The 20648-nt window shown below is 37.0% G+C and carries 13 protein-coding genes; 11 read left to right on the top strand and 2 right to left on the bottom strand.

Features of this window, described 5'->3' with window-relative positions; genetic code table 11:
* Nucleotides 1-7 precede the first annotated feature (7 nt).
* Nucleotides 8-610 carry a LysE family translocator gene (locus tag KFD70_RS00335; protein WP_336452645.1) on the bottom strand — a complete coding sequence of 201 codons (603 nt, stop codon included), beginning with the start codon at nucleotides 608-610 and terminating at the stop codon, nucleotides 8-10.
* 348 nt (nucleotides 611-958) lie between these two features.
* On the opposite strand from KFD70_RS00335, the gene KFD70_RS00330 reads away from it, so the two are divergent.
* Nucleotides 959-1144 carry a hypothetical protein gene (locus KFD70_RS00330; protein ID WP_336452510.1) on the top strand — a complete coding sequence of 62 codons (186 nt, stop codon included), beginning with the start codon at nucleotides 959-961 and terminating at the stop codon, nucleotides 1142-1144.
* A 55-nt stretch (nucleotides 1145-1199) separates the two neighbouring features.
* Here KFD70_RS00330 and KFD70_RS00325 read toward each other — a convergent pair whose 3' ends face one another.
* A complete protein-coding gene (locus KFD70_RS00325) occupies nucleotides 1200-2252 on the bottom strand; it encodes an enoyl-CoA hydratase/isomerase family protein (RefSeq protein ID WP_336452509.1) in 1053 nt (350 codons plus the stop codon).
* Between the two features lie 430 nt (nucleotides 2253-2682).
* Between KFD70_RS00325 and KFD70_RS00320 the strand changes: the two genes are divergently transcribed.
* From KFD70_RS00320 to KFD70_RS00275, 10 genes are all read left to right on the top strand, one after another.
* The gene (locus tag KFD70_RS00320) at nucleotides 2683-2940 is read left to right on the top strand and encodes a hypothetical protein (RefSeq protein ID WP_336452508.1); all 258 of its coding nucleotides are present in this window, start codon (nucleotides 2683-2685) and stop codon (nucleotides 2938-2940) included.
* Between the two features lie 312 nt (nucleotides 2941-3252).
* Nucleotides 3253-3492, top strand: coding sequence for a DUF2584 family protein (locus KFD70_RS00315; protein ID WP_336452507.1), 240 nt, complete (start codon nucleotides 3253-3255; stop codon nucleotides 3490-3492).
* A gap of 21 nt (nucleotides 3493-3513) precedes the next feature.
* On the top strand, nucleotides 3514-4671 hold the full coding sequence (locus KFD70_RS00310; protein ID WP_336452506.1) for an exonuclease SbcCD subunit D: 1158 nt from the start codon (nucleotides 3514-3516) through the stop codon (nucleotides 4669-4671).
* On the top strand, nucleotides 4668-7757 hold the full coding sequence (locus KFD70_RS00305) for an AAA family ATPase (protein WP_336452505.1): 3090 nt from the start codon (nucleotides 4668-4670) through the stop codon (nucleotides 7755-7757). The genes KFD70_RS00310 and KFD70_RS00305 overlap by 4 nt, the downstream gene beginning before the upstream one ends.
* Before the next feature lie 875 nt (nucleotides 7758-8632).
* Complete coding sequence (locus tag KFD70_RS00300; protein ID WP_336452504.1) at nucleotides 8633-9418, top strand: 2,3-dihydro-2,3-dihydroxybenzoate dehydrogenase; 786 nt, start codon at nucleotides 8633-8635, stop codon at nucleotides 9416-9418.
* A 23-nt stretch (nucleotides 9419-9441) separates the two neighbouring features.
* On the top strand, nucleotides 9442-10659 hold the full coding sequence (gene dhbC, locus KFD70_RS00295; protein ID WP_336452503.1) for an isochorismate synthase DhbC: 1218 nt from the start codon (nucleotides 9442-9444) through the stop codon (nucleotides 10657-10659).
* 18 nt (nucleotides 10660-10677) lie between these two features.
* Nucleotides 10678-12294: a (2,3-dihydroxybenzoyl)adenylate synthase gene (locus tag KFD70_RS00290; RefSeq protein WP_336452502.1), complete on the top strand. Its 1617-nt coding sequence runs from the start codon at nucleotides 10678-10680 to the stop codon at nucleotides 12292-12294.
* Nucleotides 12295-12340: 46 nt separating this feature from the next.
* Complete coding sequence (locus tag KFD70_RS00285) at nucleotides 12341-13261, top strand: isochorismatase family protein (protein ID WP_336452501.1); 921 nt, start codon at nucleotides 12341-12343, stop codon at nucleotides 13259-13261.
* Nucleotides 13262-13275: 14 nt separating this feature from the next.
* Complete coding sequence (locus KFD70_RS00280) at nucleotides 13276-20430, top strand: amino acid adenylation domain-containing protein (protein ID WP_336452500.1); 7155 nt, start codon at nucleotides 13276-13278, stop codon at nucleotides 20428-20430.
* Nucleotides 20427-20648 carry an MbtH family protein gene (locus KFD70_RS00275; RefSeq protein ID WP_336452499.1) on the top strand — a complete coding sequence of 74 codons (222 nt, stop codon included), beginning with the start codon at nucleotides 20427-20429 and terminating at the stop codon, nucleotides 20646-20648. Before KFD70_RS00280 ends, KFD70_RS00275 begins: the two co-directional genes overlap by 4 nt.

Below are 20648 nucleotides of genomic sequence, written 5' to 3'. Positions count from 1 at the left end.
TTTATTGCTAACTGTTTTTTTCGAAGGCTAATTTTATACCAAACCCAATTAATATAATACCAGTAAGTCCTTGAATATACCTTTGTGTAGCAGGCTTTTTCATAAAGACACTTATTTTATCAATTAAAAATATATAAAAAGCAAACCATATTACAGTTAAAACAAGGTAGGTAAGCCCCATAATTAAAAATTGAACAAGTGTATTATGATTAGGATTTAAAAATTGCGGTAAAAAGGTCAAAAAGAAAACAGCAACTTTAGGATTTAAAAGATTAGTAAGAAAACCTTGGCGAAAACAAGAAGTGTTTTCATCGGTATGTTTCATTGACAGATCATTCATATCCATGTTGTTTTTGTTTTTTAAGGATAAAAGTGCTTTTATGCCTAAATAGACGAGATAAATTGCACCAACATATTTAAAAAGAGAAAATAAGAAAGCTGATTTAACAATAATAGCAGAAAGACCAATTACAGCAGCTAAAGTATGAATTAAGAGGGCAATACATGTACCGCAAACCGTTTTCACGCCTCCGATTTTCCCGGCAGTAAGGGTGTTTTTCGTAGCCATTGCAGTGTCAGGTCCAGGTAAAATGATAAGACAAATCGACATGATAATAAAAAGAAGATAGTTCTCCACAACCACTCCGCCTTTCTTTGTTTATTATTTTGAAAATTTAATCAAAATAAGTTTAACACAATTTAAGTTGAATGTTAAATCAAATTTAAATATGTTAAGGTATATTTAATAAAATTGTTAAAGGGGGTATAAATGCAGAGGAGCTTCGAAACAGAGAAGGTTAAGTATGAGAGGGCTAGCAAAGTTAGCAGAAATAACACCTTTTATGTTAAGTCAAATTGAATGAGGGTTAGAGAAAGTATTAGAAGTTCCAACCTTTAGTTTTCTAATGGAAGATAAGAATACAACTGATTTAGTTGTCAGGGCAAACGAATGTAAAAAATGATTGTAGGAAATTTATCATATGAATTATTATCGCCGGATTTAACTGGTGCTTTAGTTGCATCTTTAATGACTTCACCACTTAACGCTATTTCCTTAGATATATTTTTAAAACATAAGGGAGAGGAAGTCACTCATATTTTAGAAGGCAACATTGTTTTTCGATTACAACAAATAGTACAGTAATAAAACAAGCTAGATAGAGCAGAAAATGAACTGCTTTCATCTAGCCTGTTTGCTATTATGCATTAAGAAGGTTAAAGAAGCGATTTACTTCTTCATCTGAAACATCACTTAATTGCTTATATTTGTATTGTGGGTTTTGATCCTTATCGACTACGACAGAACGAACTCCTTCAAAGAAATCTTCGTGTCTCATGAAATTTTTAGCGAGTATGAGATCCGTTGCAAAGCATTCTTCTATCGATTTTTCTTTCCCATCAATCAGTTGCTTTAATGTTACTTTTAATGAGAATGGAGATTTTGAGAGTAATGTTTCTTTTGTCTTTAAAGCGAAAGAACTTTCAGCATTCTCTAATGAATGGATGATATCTTCGACTGTTTGGAATGAAAAGTGCTTATCAATTTCTTCTTGCACAGAAGCAAGTTCACTTTCTATACTAGGTGTTGTTTCATATTTATTAATGAGTTCTTTTAAAGTAATATGTACATTTTGATTGTGCCAATTTACTTTTTCAATTGCATTAAGAAAAGTAGGTAACGTTTCAGACGGCATATAATGATCAGCGGCGTTTATATATAACACATCAGCAGCTTTTAAGACAGATGCTGTTAATGCAACATAATGACCAGTTTGTCCTGGTGCTTTATTTAAGAAGTAAGCAGCGCCGACATCTGGGAAAAAACCAATGTTCATTTCAGGCATTGCCCATTTTGTACGCTCTGTGACAATTCTATGTGTAGCACCATTTGTAAGGCCGACACCACCACCCATTACAATTCCATCTAAACAAGCGATAATTGGTTTTGGATAATGATATAAATAAGTATCTATTTCATACTCTTCTTCAAAAAACTGTTCAGCATGCTGTAATGCAGCTTCATTTGAACGTGCTTCATATAATGTTTTAATATCACCGCCAGCACAAAAGCCTTTTGTACCAGCACCTTTTAAGATGATAATGGAAATTTGATCATCCTTTTCCCATTCTTTTAGTTTTTGCCCGATTGGTTTTAACATATCATAAGATAAAGAGTTAAGCGCTTTTGGACGGTTTAAAGTAATTGATGCAACACCATTTTCATTAATAGAAAATAAAACATTTTCAGTCATTTTGAATCCTCCTCTTATATCTCTTCTCGTTCTTATTTCTCGATACAATCTGAAATGTCCTTTATAATTTATTTAATAAGCAAGTATCGTGCCAGTTTTGATGCCTTTCATAAAGAAGAAATACTAGTAAAAAAGTGTCTAACTGTCTAAACAAATGAACAATTAGACATAATATTAGACTTTTTGTAGAAACATGCATATTTTGGCGAGTTCTATTTGCAGGATTTCTACGGATGAAAAGGAATATTACAACAATCATGATGGATTATAGGTTGAAAATGGAGGATATACTATATATATGACTCTTATGCTTGGAAGAAAAGAATTGAATATAGATAAGAATCATATTTTGTTATATTCGCTGAATTGTCTAACTTTTAACGAAGCTTGAGTTTGTATATAATAAGGAATAGAGAAAGGGGAGATCGGAATGCCAGGGCCTTTGCTATTATCGGTTATTATTTTGTCTTCTCTCATGGTAGGAATTACACATTATTTTCATCATACAGATACGACAGAAGAAGTGAAAGATAAAGTACGTCTCGTATTTCCGGTTTTTATCATATCTATTTCACTTTGTTTTATATTAAATAAAGATGGGTATATCGTGGCCTTATTTTCATTTTTTATAGCGATTATTTTAATTACTGTATTGTACTATGTAATGAAAGATTATTTGCAGAAATAAAATTTGATTAAAGATACCCTCACAAACTAGATTATTTTACGTTATAAAAAAGAAACTGTTTTGAAAAAAGATTAATCAAAATGGTTTCTTTTCTTTTGGAAAGAACAATCTCTACATGCAAAATAAGTATGCAATGGAGCGATAGACATCATCATAGTATTTTTCTAAATTTTAAAATTTCACATACTGTATTATAAAATAAAAAAATAAACAAATACGTAAGTAAATTCTTCATCATCTATTCACTTGTCAATCATGAGAAGCCACTATACTATTGAAGTATAGAGAATAATTAAGAGGAGTTGTGTTTATATGAAATTTGAGATGCATATGAAAATTATTTCAAATGAACAAGAAACGAGATTATATATAGAAGAAAATGTTTTTCAATTAACGTTAGATGGTTATCATTTATTTGCTGTGGATGAAATGTTACCTTTATATAAATCTAATCAAGAAAGAATCGGTAGTGCAATTGTTCAAAAGATAGAGTGGGGAAATGGAAAGACAATACTTAATTATCAACTTGTTTCATTACAATCAGTAAATTAAAAGGGAGAAAGGAAGGGAAAGATGAAACTTTTTCATACAGCGGATTGGCATTTAGGAAAACTTGTTCACGGTGTATATATGACCGAAGATCAACGGATTGTTTTAGATCAGTTCGTTCAAGCTGTACAAGAAGAAAAACCAGATGCCGTAATCATTGCAGGTGATTTATATGACCGAGCAATTCCACCGACAGAAGCAGTAGACTTATTAAATGATGTATTACAAAAAATAGTGATTGATTTGAAAACACCAGTAATCGCGGTAGCAGGGAATCATGATAGTCCAGACCGTATTCATTTTGGCAGTAGTTTAATGAAGAAACAAGGGTTACATATTGTGGGACAATTTCAATTTCCTTATGAACCTGTTGTTTTACATGATGCGTATGGAGAAGTACATTTTCATTTAGTACCATATGCTGATCCAAATATTGTTAGACATGTGATGAAAAATGAAGATATTCGCTCACATGATGATGCGATGCGTATTTTCATGAATGAACTTTCGGAAACAATGAATCAAGAAGCAAGACATGTATTTGTGGGACATGCATTTGTTACCTCTTCAGGTGAAGCAGAAGAAAACACAAGTGATGCAGAGCGGCCACTTTCAATTGGTGGTGCTGAATATGTTAATAGCCACTATTTTGACAAGTTTCATTACACTGCGCTTGGTCATTTACATCAAGCGCATTTTGTACGTAATGAAACAATTCGCTATTCAGGGTCACCACTTGCGTATTCTATTTCTGAAGAGCGACATAAAAAAGGGTATTATATTGTTGAATTAGATGAAATGGGACAAACGACAATAGAGAAACGCTTATTTACACCTCGACGCCAAATGCGAACAGTAGAAGCGAAAATAGATGATTTATTAAAGCATCCGACAAGTGAGGACTACGTTTTCGTCAAATTATTAGATGAAAATCCTGTACTACAGCCAATGGAGAAAATTCGTTCTGTCTATCCAAATGCAATGCATGTTGAACGCTCTATGCAAAGAAGAGAATTTACAGAAGCAGATGAAATTGTTGTTTCTAGGCATAAAACGGATGATGTATCCCTTTTAAAAGCTTTTTACAAAGAAATGAAGGGATCAGATTTATCAGAAGAGAAAGAGCGTCTTTTCTTAGAAGTATTACAAACAGTGCAGGAACGGGAAGGTGAACGAGGATGAGGCCACTGCAACTTATTATGACGGCGTTTGGTCCTTATAAACAGCGAGAGATTATTGATTTCAGTGATTTAGGGGATCATCGTATTTTTGCGATTTCAGGAAATACAGGAGCGGGAAAAACGACGATATTTGATGCGATTTGTTATGTGTTATATGGAGAAGCGAGTGGAGAGGAACGTAGTGATACAAGCATGCTTCGTAGCCAATTTGCTGATGACAATGTATATACGAGTGTAGAATTAATCTTTCAATTGAAAGGTAAACAATATGAAATTAAAAGACAACTTGGTCATAAAAAGCAAGGGAATAAAACCGTTACTGGGCATGCTGTTGAATTATATGAGGTAATAGGTGATGAGAAGGTTCCATGTGTTGACCGTTTTCATGTGACAGATGTGAACAAAAAGGTTGAAGATTTAATCGGACTTAGTAAGCATCAATTTAGCCAAATTGTTATGCTTCCGCAAGGAGAATTTCGAAAACTACTAACATCTGAAACGGAAAACAAAGAAGAAATTTTACGACGTATTTTTAAAACAGATCGTTATAAATTAATGCGTGAATTATTGGATCAAAAACGGAAGCAGTGGAAAGACGTCTTGCAAGAAAAGCAAAAAGAAAGAGAACTGTATTTTCGTAATGTCTTTAAGTTGCCGGTTCGAGATGCTTCGTTGTTAGAAACATTAGTGCAGCAGGAACACGTCAATACACATCAGGTAGTTGAAGCACTTGAACAAGAAACGAGTTGTTATGAAGCGGAAGTTGAACAATTACAAATGCAGCAAACAGTACAAACACAGCAATTGAAAGAAGTAGACGGTCGTTTTCATATAGCGAAGTCTGTTAATGAAAAATTCAAGGATTTAGAGCAGAAACAAGAGCAACAAACAACTTTACAAGAGAATCGCACGCAAATGGAAATGCAGGAACAACGTTTTAAACATGCAGAACAAGCAAAACGATTATTGCCATTCGAACAGTGGTATGAAGAAGCAGTGCAAAGTGAACAAAATGCCGAACAATTACTAAAGCAAATAGTTGTTAAGAAGGAAAGGACGACTGCAACCTTTTTACTTGCACAGGAGAAATATGAAGAATTAAAGAGCAGAGAGCCTGTACGTGAAGAAGCTAAGAAAAATGTACAGAGATTAGAAGAATTACAGCCAATTATTGCTTCATTGGCAGAGAAAAAATCAACATTGCAAAAGGTAGAGCGTCAGAGTGAGCAGTTAAAAACAGGTATTCATAAGCTTGAACAACAGCTAGAAGGACAGATATCCCAAAAACAACAAATAGCTGGAGAACTGCAGCAGTTAGAAGTAGCACTTGAACAATATGTAGTAAAAGTAGAAGAACTAACAAATATGCGAGAAGATGCAAAAGTCTTAAAGCAAGCATATGACGTTTGGAAAGAAAAACAAACATATGAACAAGAAAAACAAACTGCTTATCAAAAAATGGAAATAGTTGTTAAATCGTATGAAGATATGGAACGCCGCTGGTTAAACGAACAAGCTGGTGTGTTGGCTCTTCATCTTCATGACGGGGAATCTTGTCCAGTATGTGGTAGCAAGAATCACCCGAAGAAAGCTACAGAATTGGGAGATTCCATCGATGAGAAGCAGCTTGATGAACTGCGGGAAAATAAGAATGTTGCTGAAAAATTGCACGTTCAATTAGAAGAAAAATGGAATTTCTATCGCTTGCAGTATGAACAAGTAATAGAAGAAGTCGTGAAGCGTGGGTATCGCCCAGAAGAATTAGTTGAAACATATCGCGAATTGGTGCAAAAAGGAAAACAACTAGTAGCCGAAGTAAATGCATTAAAAGCAAGCGAAGAAAAGCGTAAACAATTGGCTTCAAGTCTAAAAGGATTAGAAGAACAATTAGAAGAGTTACAGAAGCAAAAACGTGAAGCCGAAGCTACGCAGCACCGCACCGAAATAGAATGTATAGAGCTTCGTACGTCTTATGAACATGATCAACAAAAAATCCCTGAAAGCTTACAAACGTTAGAAGCATGGAAACAGCAGTATGACAATGTTGTTCAAGAGCTTCGTTTTATGGAAGATGAGTGGAAGAAAGTACAAGAAGCTTATCAACATTGGCAAAATGAAAATATACGTGTACAAGCTGAGTACGATGGGGCTGTGAAGCAAGTAACTCATACAAAAGAAAAGAAAGAAGAAACTTTACTTCGTTTTACGACAGAGCTAAAGCAAGGTGGATTTATTGATCAACAAGCTTATAAAGAAGCAAAATTAACAGATGTAGAAATGAAACATCTGCAAGAGCACATCCAAAAATACTATTCATCCCTTGAAGTATTAGCGAAACAAATTGAAGAATTAGCAAATGAATTAGAGGGGAAAGAATGGATAGATATTACGATTCTAGAAGAACAAGTGAAAGAACTAGAAATTCAGCTTGATATTACAAAAGAAAAACGCCAGCGTGCTCAAAGTGCAGTTGCATACATTTCTGATTTACATGAAAATATTAGACGAATTGATGAACAAATTCATGAAGAAGAAAAAGCTTTCCAAGAACTTGTTGATTTATACGAAGTCATGAAAGGGGATAACGAGAGCCGTATTTCCTTTGAACGATACATTTTAATTGAGTATCTAGAACAAATTGTTCAAATTGCTAACGAAAGACTTCGTAAACTATCAAATGGACAATTCTATTTAAAAAGAAGTGAACGAGTTGAAAAACGAAATCGTCAAAGTGGATTAGGATTAGATGTATATGATGCATACACAGGCCAAACGCGTGACGTAAAAACATTGTCCGGCGGAGAGAAATTTAATGCATCGCTTTGTCTAGCGCTTGGTATGGCAGATGTAATTCAAGCGTATGAAGGCGGTATTTCTATCGAAACGATGTTTATCGATGAAGGATTTGGCTCACTTGACGAAGAGTCACTAACAAAAGCAGTTGATGCATTAATAGACTTACAAAAATCAGGACGATTTATCGGTGTGATTTCCCACGTACAAGAGTTGAAAAATGCAATGCCGGCAGTGCTTGAAGTAACAAAGCAGAAGGATGGTTGTAGTCAGACGAAATTTGTGATGAAGTAACAATCTCAATAGAGCAACCAAAATGTGATAAATTAAAAGAAGTATTTACGAAACGGATTGAAAACTCCTTTGATATGATGGAACTTTTAGAACCAATAATTACATTTGAAGAAACGATTGTAAGAGTATAAGGAAAAGAGTCAGCGTAGGTTGACTCTTTTTCTTATACTTAGAAATGTAATGTTTTCTCGTATAAGGGAAAGTATGTGACTGAAACTGATTATAAAGGTATCTAATTTTCGGAAAAATATTATATCAGAATAGTGTATATGGTGTATAAATAGGTGAATGAAATGATATGATTTAGAAAAGAAAGTAAGATTGTCACAAGTTAATAAAAAATAAAAGTATAATTTTAGGTATTTTTCAGAAATTTATTGAGAAAAATGCCGCCTTATAAAATGGTAATTTTTGTATTAATAGTTTATTTGTAGAATAAATTCTAAAGTTTGGATGTTTTGTATAAATTTTCAACATTTTATTCTAAAATTTTTTGAATTGTAATTTTTAAAGAGAAAACATTGAAGATGCGATTTTTATGGATATTAGTATAGAAAAATAGTGAAAAATTTATCAGAAAAATAAAAAAAGGATTGACAATATCATTGAGAAACATTATCATTTCGATGTAGCGAAAGAAAATGAAAATCATTATCAATTAATCGGTTGTGATTATAATCTAAGCTAGTGTGGAAAGAAATGAAGATTAAAATACACTTGACTGATAAGTTTACTATGTGTATTATTTTTTGTGAAAACATCAATTGATAATGATTATCAGTATCATGTTGTGTCTTTCTATATGGGGTTCGTCTTTTGCAAGACAGAAGTATATAAGAATCTAATAGATTCTTGCAAAGAAAGGAATTGAGAATATGGACCTTAGGGAGTTTGATGGGAAAGTTGCTTTAGTTACTGGTGCAGCACAAGGAATTGGGGAGACTGTAGCGAATATGCTTGCGGAAAGAGGAGCAAAGGTTGCAGCAGTTGATAAGAATATTTTAGGTCTCAATAAGCTTATAGATTATCATGCGGCAAGAGGTAGTTCGTTGAAAGCATTCGCTTTAGACGTGAGTGATAGTTCAGCGGTGGAAGACACAGTAAACCAGATCGAGGATACGGTGGGGCCAATTGATATTCTAGTAAACGTTGCAGGTGTTTTGAAGATGAATGCAATTCACTCTTTAAGTGATGAAGATTGGGACAAGACTTTTTCTGTAAATGCTACAGGAGTGTTTTATGTATCCAGATCGGTAAGTAAACGTATGATGTCACGTAAATCTGGTGCGATTGTAACTGTAGGATCAAACGCAGCAAGTGTTCCTAGGATGGAGATGGCTGCGTATGTAGCGTCGAAAGCTGCTGCAACGATGTTTACGAAATGTCTTGGTCTTGAACTTGCGGAATATAATATCCGTTGTAATTTAGTTTCTCCTGGTTCAACTGAGACAGAAATGCAGCGCCTACTTTGGAAAGATGGAAATGGAGCTGAAAAAATTATTGCAGGCTCACAAGATACATATAGATTAGGAATTCCATTAAAAAAAATAGCAACGCCTTCTGAGATTGCTGAAGCAGTTCTATTTTTAGCCTCAGATAAAGCAAGTCATATTACAATGCATAATTTATGCATTGATGGCGGCGCTACTTTAGGAATCTAAATGAAATATAGGAGGTTAAAATAATGAATCATACAACTGCTTTAAAGGAGTTAGCAACAAAATTACTAGATGATTACAAAGCTGGATCTTCATTCTTTTTTGCTTCACCGTACCGCACCATACTTGCCGAGGGAACATTTGCTACGGTGAAACATAGTCAGGCAGAAAATTTTCCTGAGCTGGTTCATGCTGTACTAAATAACGCGAAGCAAGCTGGGCACCATAATCCCATTGTTGTAGGAGCGCTACCTTTTGATCGCACCAAAGCGGTACAGCTCGTTGTACCTCAAGAGAGCAGGATAGCAGAGCGTCTACAATTTGAATTTACAGATCGAATGCAGCAATTACCTGCACTTACATATGAAATAAATCCTATCCCGACACCTGCAGAATATATGCGCGGTGTAGAGAAAGGAGTAGCGAAAATAAAGAGCGGTGACCTAAAGAAAATCGTTCTATCTAGATCGCTGGATTTAAAATCTTCAGAAAAGGTTGATGTTCAAAAACTGCTTCGTGATTTAGCACAGCACAATAAACACGGGTATACGTTTGCAGTAGATTTACCGAAGAGTGAAGAAGGAGAGGGTTGTGATGTTTCATCAAATCGTAGTCGTACACTTATAGGAGCGAGTCCAGAGTTACTTGTTTCACGAAGTGGAATGCAAGTCATTTCTAATCCACTTGCAGGATCTAGACCTCGTAGTGAAGATCCTGTAGAAGATAAGAGACGAGCAGATGAGTTGCTTTCTTCGGCTAAAGATTTACATGAACATGCTGTTGTTGTTGAAGCAGTAGCTGCGGCGCTTCGTCCGTACTGCCGCACATTACATGTTCCAGAAAAGCCATCATTAATAAATAGTGAAGCAATGTGGCATTTATCTACTGAAGTAAAAGGAGAATTACTTGATGCATCAGTGTCTGCGTTAGAATTAGCACTTGCACTTCATCCTACACCAGCTGTTTGTGGAACTCCGACAGAAGAAGCTCGTGAAGCTATTAACGAAATTGAACCGTTTGATCGCGAGTTTTTCACGGGAATGCTTGGTTGGAGCGATCTGAATGGTGACGGTGAATGGATTGTGACGATTCGTTGTGCGGAAGTTGAAGAGAATTCTCTTCGCTTATTCGCAGGAGCTGGTATTGTTGCGGAGTCAAAACCTGAAGATGAGCTAGCTGAAACAGCAGCTAAGTTTCGTACGATGCTTCGGGCTATGGGATTAAATGATGAATCTTTGAAATAGAAGCTAGGGGGATAAATAATGTTAACAGGATGCCGAGAATGGCCTAAGGAATTTGCAGATCAGTATAAAGAAGAGGGATGCTGGCGCGGAGAGACCTTTGGAGAGATGCTGCGAGAACGTGCGATGAAACATGGTGACCAGATTGCAGTGACAAGTGGCGAAAATCATTTGAGCTATAGTGAACTAGATAAAAGAGTGGATCGCTTAGCGGCAGGATTTTTAAATTTAGGAATTAAACAAACGGATCGAGTAGTTCTTCAGTTACCGAATATTACAGAGTTTTTCGAAGTCTGCTTTGCGCTTTTTCGAATTGGGGCACTTCCAGTCTTTGCTTTGCCGTCACACCGAAGTAGTGAAATAAGCTATTTCTGTGAATTTGCAGAAGCAACTGCTTATATTATTTCTGATAAACAGCTTGGATTCGACTATCGAAAACTTGCAAGAGAAGTAAAAGAAAAAGTTTCAACGCTGCAACATGTCATAGTTGTAGGAGAGGAAGAAGAATTTGTAGGTATTCATGATCTTTACTTGGAGCCAGTTGATCTGCCAGAAGTGAAATCTAGTGATGTAGCTTTCTTACAATTATCAGGCGGAACGACAGGGTTATCTAAATTAATTCCAAGAACACATGATGACTATATTTATAGTTTAAGAGTGAGTGCTGAAATTTGTAAACTGGATCAAGAAAGTGTGTATCTTGCTGTCCTTCCAGTTGCACATAACTATCCACTTAGTTCGCCAGGGGTTCTCGGAACACTTTATGCTGGAGGTAGAGTTGTTCTATCCTCTGGAGGGAGTCCTGATGAAGCATTTTCTCTTATTGAGAAGGAACGTGTCACAATTACAGCTCTTGTTCCACCTCTTGCGCTGGTGTGGCTTGATGCCAAAGCATCACGTACTAATGATTTATCAAGTCTTGAAGTCATACAAGTAGGTGGCGCGAAATTTAGCGCTGAAGTTGCTAAACGTGTACGTCCTACATTCGGTTGTACACTGCAACAAGTATTTGGTATGGCAGAAGGACTTGTAAATTACACAAGACTTGATGATCCAGAAGAAATTATTATTCATACGCAAGGAAGACCAATGTCAGAGTTTGATGAAATTCGTGTCGTTGATGAAGATGATAATGATGTGGAGCCAGGACAAGTTGGAAGTTTATTAACTCGTGGGCCATATACAATCCGTGGATATTACAAAGCTGAAGAACATAATGCGAAATCCTTTACTTCGGATGGTTTTTACCGCACAGGTGATCTTGTCAAAATAAATGGGCAAGGATATTTAGTGGTTGAAGGACGCGATAAGGATCAGATTAATCGTGGTGGAGAGAAAGTTGCAGCTGAAGAAGTTGAAAATCATCTGTTAGCTCATGTAGCGGTACATGATGTAGCAATTGTATCTATGCCAGACGATTATTTAGGAGAGCGTACTTGTGCATTTGTAATCGCGCGCGGGCAAGCACCAACTGTTGGGGATTTGAAAATGTTTTTAAGAAATCGAGGAATTGCAGCATATAAAATCCCAGATCGTATTGAATTTATTGAATCGTTCCCACAGACCGGTGTTGGTAAAGTGAGCAAGAAAGAATTGCGGAAGGCAATTACTGAAAAACTTAAATCTATTATGAAGTAATGCATCATAAATAAATATTCTTAACAATTCGGAAGGAAGTGATTAGATGGCGATTCCAGCTATCTCAGTATATCCAATGCCATTAGAGGCAGATTTACCAAACAATAAAGTAACGTGGAAGCCTGATCCAAAGCGTGCAGTTCTTCTTATTCATGACATGCAGGAGTACTTTCTGGATGCATATCATGCAGAGGAATCACCAAGAGTAGAACTGGTTTCAAATATTCAATCTATCAGAAAAACATGTAAGGAACTCGGTGTTCCTGTCGTTTATACGGCACAACCGGGTGGACAAACGCTAGAGCAAAGAGGATTATTACAGGATTTCTGGGGATCGGGCATTCCTGAGGGGCCTCATAAGCAAAAAATTGTAGATGAGCTCACTCCTGATGAGAATGATATTTTTCTTACAAAATGGCGATACAGTGCTTTTAAGAAAACAAATCTTCTAGAAATTTTACAGGAACAAGGACGTGATCAGCTTATTATTTGCGGAGTGTATGCACATATCGGATGCCTCTTAACAGCATGTGAAGCATTTATGGATGGAATACAACCATTTTTCATTGCTGATGCAGTTGCTGATTTCTCACAAGAACATCATAAACAAGCTATGCAGTATGCATCGGATCGATGTGCAGTGACAACGATAACGAATATATTATTAAAAGATTTACAGCGTTTAAAAGAAAATGCTGCAGCAGAAGGGCCTGCAAGGTTCACATTACAATCAGTGCGTGAACAAGTTGCTGAATTGCTTCGTGAATCACCAGAGAATATCAGGGATGGTGAAGATTTATTAAATAGAGGGCTCGACTCAGTTAGAATTATGAGTTTAGTAGAGAAATGGCGCCAGGTAGGTGTAGAAGTTACATTCGCAGATTTGGCTGAGCGTCCAACAATTTATGATTGGTTTCATTTAGTGTCCTCTCAAGAGGAAAAAGAGCTGTCAAATATAGATAGATAAAGGGGTAAATGCGAATGTCTCATTGTCAAAAGGTTCGTCATTCATTGTCAGGTGCGCAAACGGGTATTTGGTTTGCGCAGCAACTTGATCCTGAAAATCCAATTTATAATACGGGTGAGTACATAGAAATACACGGTTCAGTTGATGTGAAAACATTTGAATCAGCTGTGCGTAAGGTTGTGATGGAAGCGGAATCTTTACATGTCCACTTTGAAGAAGATGAGAAAGGACCATGGCAAGTTATCGATGCTTCTCCTGAATTTTATATGCATTTTATCGATGTTAGTAAAGAAGAAAACCCTCAAAAATCCGCTGAAGCTTGGATGGAAGTAGACTTATCTACACCGGTTAATTTGAAAAAGGACAAGCTGTATACGGAGGCACTTTTTAAAATCGATGCGAATCGTTTCTTCTGGTATCAGCGCATTCACCATATTGTGATGGATGGCTACGGCTTTTCGTTACTTGCAGAGCGAGTAGCAAAAGTATATACGGCATATATGAATAATCAATCGTATGATGAGAGACCTTTTGGTTCTGTACATACCATTTTAGAGGAGGACGTTACATATCGAGCATCAGAGCAGTTTGAAAAAGATCGCAAATTTTGGTTAGAACGATTCCAAGATCAACCAGAAGTAGTAAGTTTGGCGGAACGTACTCCTAGAACATCGAAGGAATTTCTTCGCCAAACAGCACATTTGTCTCGTTTAAGTACAGAATCCTTAAAAAAGGTTGCACATGATTGTAAAGTGAATTGGCCGGATCTTATCATCGCTGCAACTGCTATCTATATACACAAGTTAACAAGTGCAAAGGATGTAATTTTAGGTTTACCAATGATGGGACGTTTAGGGTCGGTATCAATTCATACTCCTGGTATGGTTATGAATGTTGTTCCATTTAGATTGTCTATAAGCCCTAATATGAGTTTTGCTGAGGTTGTAAAGCAGGTTTCTAATGAAATTCGTGATATACGCCTTCATCATAAGTACCGTCATGAAGAACTACGCCGAGACCTTAAGTTATTGGGAGAAAATCAAAGGTTATTTGGCCCAATGATTAATGTCATGCCATTTGGTTATAGTCTGAGTTTTGCAGGAAATCATGGTGTGAAACATAATCTTTCAGCAGGTCCGGTTGATGATCTTTCGATAAATGTGTCAAACGAGTTTGGCGGAAATGGCTTAAGGGTTAATTTTGATGCAAACCCTGAAGTATATAGAGTAGAAGAGCTAATAAATCATAAAGATAGATTTATGAATCTTCTAGAAAATATATTAGATCTTCAGGTAGATTCACCGATTGGAAAGCTAGAACTCTTATTTCATGAAGAACGCAAGCATTTAATAGAGTGGAATCAAACTATGAAAGAAAGTTCATTCGTAAGTGTACCTGCTCTCATTGAAAAACAAGTAAGGAAATCTCCTGATACTATTGCTGTCGTATGTGATGGAATAGAACTTACTTATAAAGAATTAAATGAACGGGCAAATCAACTTGCTCACTTCTTGTTAGAACGGGGAGTTCAATCTCAACAATTTGTAGCGTTAGCATTTCCAAGATCTGTAGAGATGGTTATCGGTATGATTGCAGTTCTTAAGACAGGAGCAGCGTATTTACCAATTGATCCAGAATATCCAGAAGATCGAATTGCGTACATTTTAAACGATGCTCAGCCCGTTTGTATCTTAACACATTCTTCTATTTTGGCTAATCTACCGAATGAGAATCATACACAAAGGATTGTACTTGATGGTAAGAATACAAAAGAAGAGTTAAGGGAATATTCTAAAAATAATTTAGACTCATTTGATCATATCTCACTTTTAAATCCTGCATATACAATTTATACTTCGGGATCAACAGGTAAGCCCAAAGGTGTAGTTGTGCCGATGCAAAGTTTAAGTAACTTTTTATTGGCAATGCAAGATCAATTTTCATTACATGTGAATGACCGCTTGTTGGCTGTTACAACTTTTGCATTTGATATTTCTGCTTTAGAAATTTATTTACCACTTATTAGTGGAGCAAGTGTTCAAGTTGCACAAAAAGAAACGGTTCAAGATTCTTCAGCTTTAACAGAGATCATCCAAAAGAAAAATATTACAATTATGCAAGCTACGCCAACACTTTGGCACGCGCTTGTAACAGATTATCCAGAAAGATTAATTGGACTTAAAGTGCTTGTTGGTGGTGAGGCGCTTCCATCGAATTTAGCGTCTCGGTTAAAAGAATTAAATTGTTATGTTACAAATCTTTATGGCCCAACAGAAACAACAATTTGGTCAACTTTCATGGATATGAATGAAGAAGAGAGTGGTACACCTTCTATTGGAAGACCGATTTGGAATACAGAGGTGTATGTACTAGATGCAGGGTTACAACCAGTACCAACTGAAGTGGTGGGGGAATTATACATTGCTGGTACGGGGCTTGCTAATGGATATTTAGGAAAACCAGAATTAACAGCTGAACGATTTGTTGCAAACCCGTTTGGAAAACCTGGTACACGAATGTATCGTACAGGTGACCTTGTTAAATGGCGTCAAGATGGTTCGCTAGAATATGTGAGCCGCGCTGACCATCAAATTAAGATTCGTGGATTTCGTATCGAGTTATCTGAAGTGGAAACGGTATTATCTCAGCACCCTCATGTTGAGCAAGTCGTTGTAATTGTTCGAGAAGATCAACCTGGCGAAAAACGTTTAGTTGCTTACATTGTACCTGATGCTGAAAGCAATCTTGAACTTGCAGAAATTCGAGCATATGCAGCAGAGAGTCTACCAGGTTATATGATACCGTCAGTAATTATGATGATACCTGAATTGCCATTGACACCAAACGGAAAGATTAATCGGAAAGTGTTACCAGCACCTGACTTTAATTTACTTGTTAGTGAGCGCATAGCTAGAAATCCACAAGAAGAAATTTTATGTGATTTATTTGCGGAAGTGCTTAGCATAGCGCGGATTGGAATCGATGATAACTTCTTTGAAATAGGCGGACATTCTCTGTTAGCTGCTCGGTTAATGGGACGTATTCGTGAAACATTAGGTGTGGAATTAGGGATTGGAAAACTATTTGAATCACCTACAGTCGCTGAGCTCGCTAAACAATTAGATGGCACGCAGCGTGCAAGGCCAGCTATTCAGAAGGTAGAGCGTCCAAAAGAAGTACCGCTTTCTTTTGCACAGCGTCGTTTATGGTTCTTGAACTGCTTAGAAGGTCCAAGCCCAACTTACAATATTCCAGTAGTCATTCGAATGTCTGGTGAATTAAATCGAGAAGCTTTACAAGCTGCATTTTATGATATCGTCGATCGACATGAGACACTTCGAACGATTTTTCCTAACACGCTAGGTACGTCATATCAGCAAATTTTGGAGACGAATGAGGCAAATCCTACTTTAATTGTTACGCAGACTACTGATTCAGAATTACCTAAAGTACTTGCTGAAGCTGTAAGATATTGCTTTAATCTTGCAGAAGAGCCAGCTATCCGTATGGAACTTTTTGAAATAAATCCGGATGAACATGTGTTACTTGTATTGTTGCATCATATTGTAGGGGATGGATGGTCATTAAATCCATTGTCAAGAGACATAGCGGCTGCTTATCAAGCACATTGTAAAGGTGAATCAGTTCAGTGGAAGTCGCTTCCAGTACAGTATGCCGATTATGCCCTTTGGCAACAAGAACTATTAGGAAATGAGAGTTTACAAGATAGTCTTATTTCACAACAAATTGAGTTTTGGAAAGAAGAGCTGAAGGCATTACCAGATCAACTGGAGTTACCTACAGATTATCAACGTCCTGTGGAAACGAGTTATCGTGGGGAAACGATAGATTTTCATGTGAATCCAGAGTTACATGAACGACTATTAGAGCTTGCTCGTAAAAATGGTGTTAGCTTGTTTATGGTGTTGCAATCCGGACTCGCTGCATTATTTACACGATTAGGAGCAGGAACGGATATTCCAATAGGCAGTCCAATTGCGGGGCGCAGTGATGATGCGCTTGGAGATATTGTTGGATTGTTTGTAAATACACTTGTATTACGTACAGATACATCTGGAGATCCTAGCTTTAGTGAACTATTAAGCAGGGTACGTAAAGTGAACCTTTCGGCATATGAAAATCAAGATGTTCCGTTTGAACGACTTGTTGAAGTATTAAACCCTGCGCGTTCGAGAAACAGTCATCCACTATTCCAAATTATGTTAGCCTATCAAAATACACCAGAGGCTACTCTTAATATACCGAATCTAGAAACGCATATTGAGATTAAGAGTGTTGGTTCTTCGAAGTTTGATATGACGATAGAAATAAGTGAACGTAGTACATCTGAAGGTCAGCCAAATGGGTTACATGGTTTACTTGAGTTTAGTACAGATTTATTTAAGCGTGAAACAGCTGGAAAATTTGTGAGTCGTTTCATTCGTTTATTAGATGATGCAGCAAAGAATCCAGAACAATCTATTGGATGTTTGGAAATTTTACAAGAAGAAGAGCGTCAAACAATACTTGAAAAATGGAATGGCGGCTTTCAAATTGCTCCTGAGATGACGTTGCCAGAATTGTTTGAGAAACAAGTTCGCTTAACGCCAGATGCAACCGCTGTCGTGTTTGAGGACACTGCGCTAACTTATGAAGAGTTAAATAAGAGATCGAATAAACTTGCACGTCTCTTAATTGAAAAAGGAGTAGGTCCAGAGCAATTGGTTGCTTTGGCGATGCCAAGATCTCTTGATATGATCGTAAGTTTATTAGCAGTTTTAAAAGCGGGAGCAGGATATTTACCGCTAGATCCTGATTATCCATCAGACCGAATTTCATTTATGTTAAGTGATGCTAAGCCTGTTTGTATGATTACGAACAGGGAAGTGACAATAGAGAGTGATGAGATCGAAGCGATTGTAGTAGATGATCCGAAAATAATTGAGACATTAAACAAATATAGTGAAGAGAATATAGAGAATGTGGAGCAAATACAGCCGCTATCACCTTTACACATTGCTTATGTAATTTACACATCAGGTTCAACAGGTAGACCAAAAGGTGTAATGATCCCTCATCAAAATGTTGTAAGGTTATTTGGAGCAACTGATCATTGGTTCCAATTTGATTCAAATGATATTTGGACAATGTTCCATTCTTACGCATTTGATTTCTCAGTTTGGGAAATTTGGGGACCGTTACTGTATGGAGGGCGTCTTGTTATTGTACCGCATACTGTGAGTCGTTCACCTAGGGAGTTTTTAAATCTGCTTGTTCAGGAGAAGGTAACAGTTTTAAATCAGACACCATCAGCGTTTTACCAACTTATGCAGGCGGATCGTGAAAATGCCCAATTAGGGCAGAAGCTTTCTTTACGATATGTCGTTTTTGGCGGAGAGGCACTGGAATTAAGTCGCCTAGAAGATTGGTATAGTCGTCATCCAGAAAACGCACCTAAGCTTATTAATATGTATGGTATTACTGAAACAACTGTACATGTAAGCTATATCGAGCTAGATCAAAATATCGTATCTTTACGAGCAAATAGCTTAATTGGATGTAGTATACCAGATCTTAAAGTATACGTATTAGATAACTACTTACAACCTGTACCACCGGGAGTAGTGGGGGAAATGTATGTGGCAGGAGCAGGACTTGCCCGTGGATATTTGGGTCGTGCGGGTTTAACTGCAGAACGATTTATAGCAGATCCATATGGGAAACCTGGCACTCGAATGTATCGTACAGGAGATTTAGCACGTTGGCGTCAAGATGGCACGTTAGATTATATGGGACGTGCAGATCATCAAATTAAAATTCGTGGTTTCCGAATTGAACTTGGTGAAATTGAAGCGGTTATAATGCAGCATCCTCATGTTGAACAAGTTGCTGTCATTGTACGTGAAGATCAGCCTGGTGATAAGCGCTTAGTCGCCTATATTGTTCCGTCAGAACATGTACACATTGATACAGCTGAAATGCGCCAATACGCGGGACTTAGCCTACCTGATTATATGGTGCCGTATGCTTTCGTTATGATAAGTGAATTACCTTTAACTCCAAATGGTAAGTTAGATCGTAAAGCATTACCAGCACCTGAATTCACGGCATCTACTATAAGCCGAGGACCAAGAACACCAAAAGAGGAAATTTTATGTGAATTATTTACAGAAGTTTTGAATTTGCCTCGAATTGGTATTGATGATGGTTTCTTTGATCTTGGCGGTCATTCCTTACTTGCTGTGCAGTTAATGAGCCGGATCAGAGAAGCGCTAGGAATTGAGTTAAGTATTGGTAGCTTATTTGCGGCACCGACAGTTGCAGGGCTTGCCGAAAGACTTGAGATGGGGACAAGCCAAAGTGCACTAGATGTAATCTTGCCATTAAGAACAAGTGGTGGTGAGCTACCTATGTTTTGTGTACATCCAGCAGGTGGGCTTAGTTGGTGTTATGCAGGATTAATGAAGTCTTTAGGAAGCGATCATCCAATTTATGGTGTACAGGCACGCGGTATTGCAAAAAGCGAAGAACTTCCAAAATCATTAGACGAAATGGCTGCTGACTATCTTGAGCACATTCGTGAAATACAGCCACATGGACCGTACAGATTGTTAGGTTGGTCTCTCGGAGGAAATGTTGTTCATGCAATGGCAACTCATTTGCAAAATCAAGGAGAAGAAGTTGAATTACTTGTCATGCTGGATTCTTATCCTGGTCATTTTTTACCAAATACAGAATCACCTACTGAGGAAGAAGCGCTTATTGCACTACTTGCATTAGGAGGATATGATCCAGATAACATGGACGGGAAACCACTTGATATGGCAAATGCTATTGATATACTTCGCAGGGATGGCAGTGCATTAGCGAGCCTGGAAGAGGAAACCATTTTGAATTTGAAAGAAACATACGTAAATTCTGTTGGTCTTTTAGGAAAGTATGTTCCAAAACAATTCCATGGAAACATTGTATTCTTTAGATCAACAATCATACCAGAATGGTTTGATCCAATTTCTCCAGATACATGGTTTAACTATATCGATGGAGAAATTGAACAATATGATATTGATTGTCGACATAAAGATTTATGTCAGCCAGGACCATTAACAGAAATCGGACAAGTATTAGCTAATAGATTGCAAGAGATGAAAGGGGTAAGTAAAGTATGACGAATCCATTTGAAAACGATAATTTTATGTATAAAGTGTTAGTAAATAAGGAAGGCCAGCACTCTGTCTGGCCAGCCTTTCTCGATGTACCAGCGGGGTGGGATGTTGTTCATGAACAAGATAGTAGACAATCTTGTCTTGCATATATCGAATTACATTGGAGTGATATGCAGCCAAAAAGTCTTCGTTCACTTGAATGCGTTTCAGTAGGGAAGTAG

The sequence above is a fragment of the Bacillus pfraonensis genome, from assembly GCF_050768835.1.
Lineage (GTDB): Bacteria > Bacillota > Bacilli > Bacillales > Bacillaceae_G > Bacillus_A > Bacillus_A pfraonensis.
Note: the sequence above shows the minus strand (reverse complement) of the source record. Positions and strands in the feature narration are given on the sequence as shown.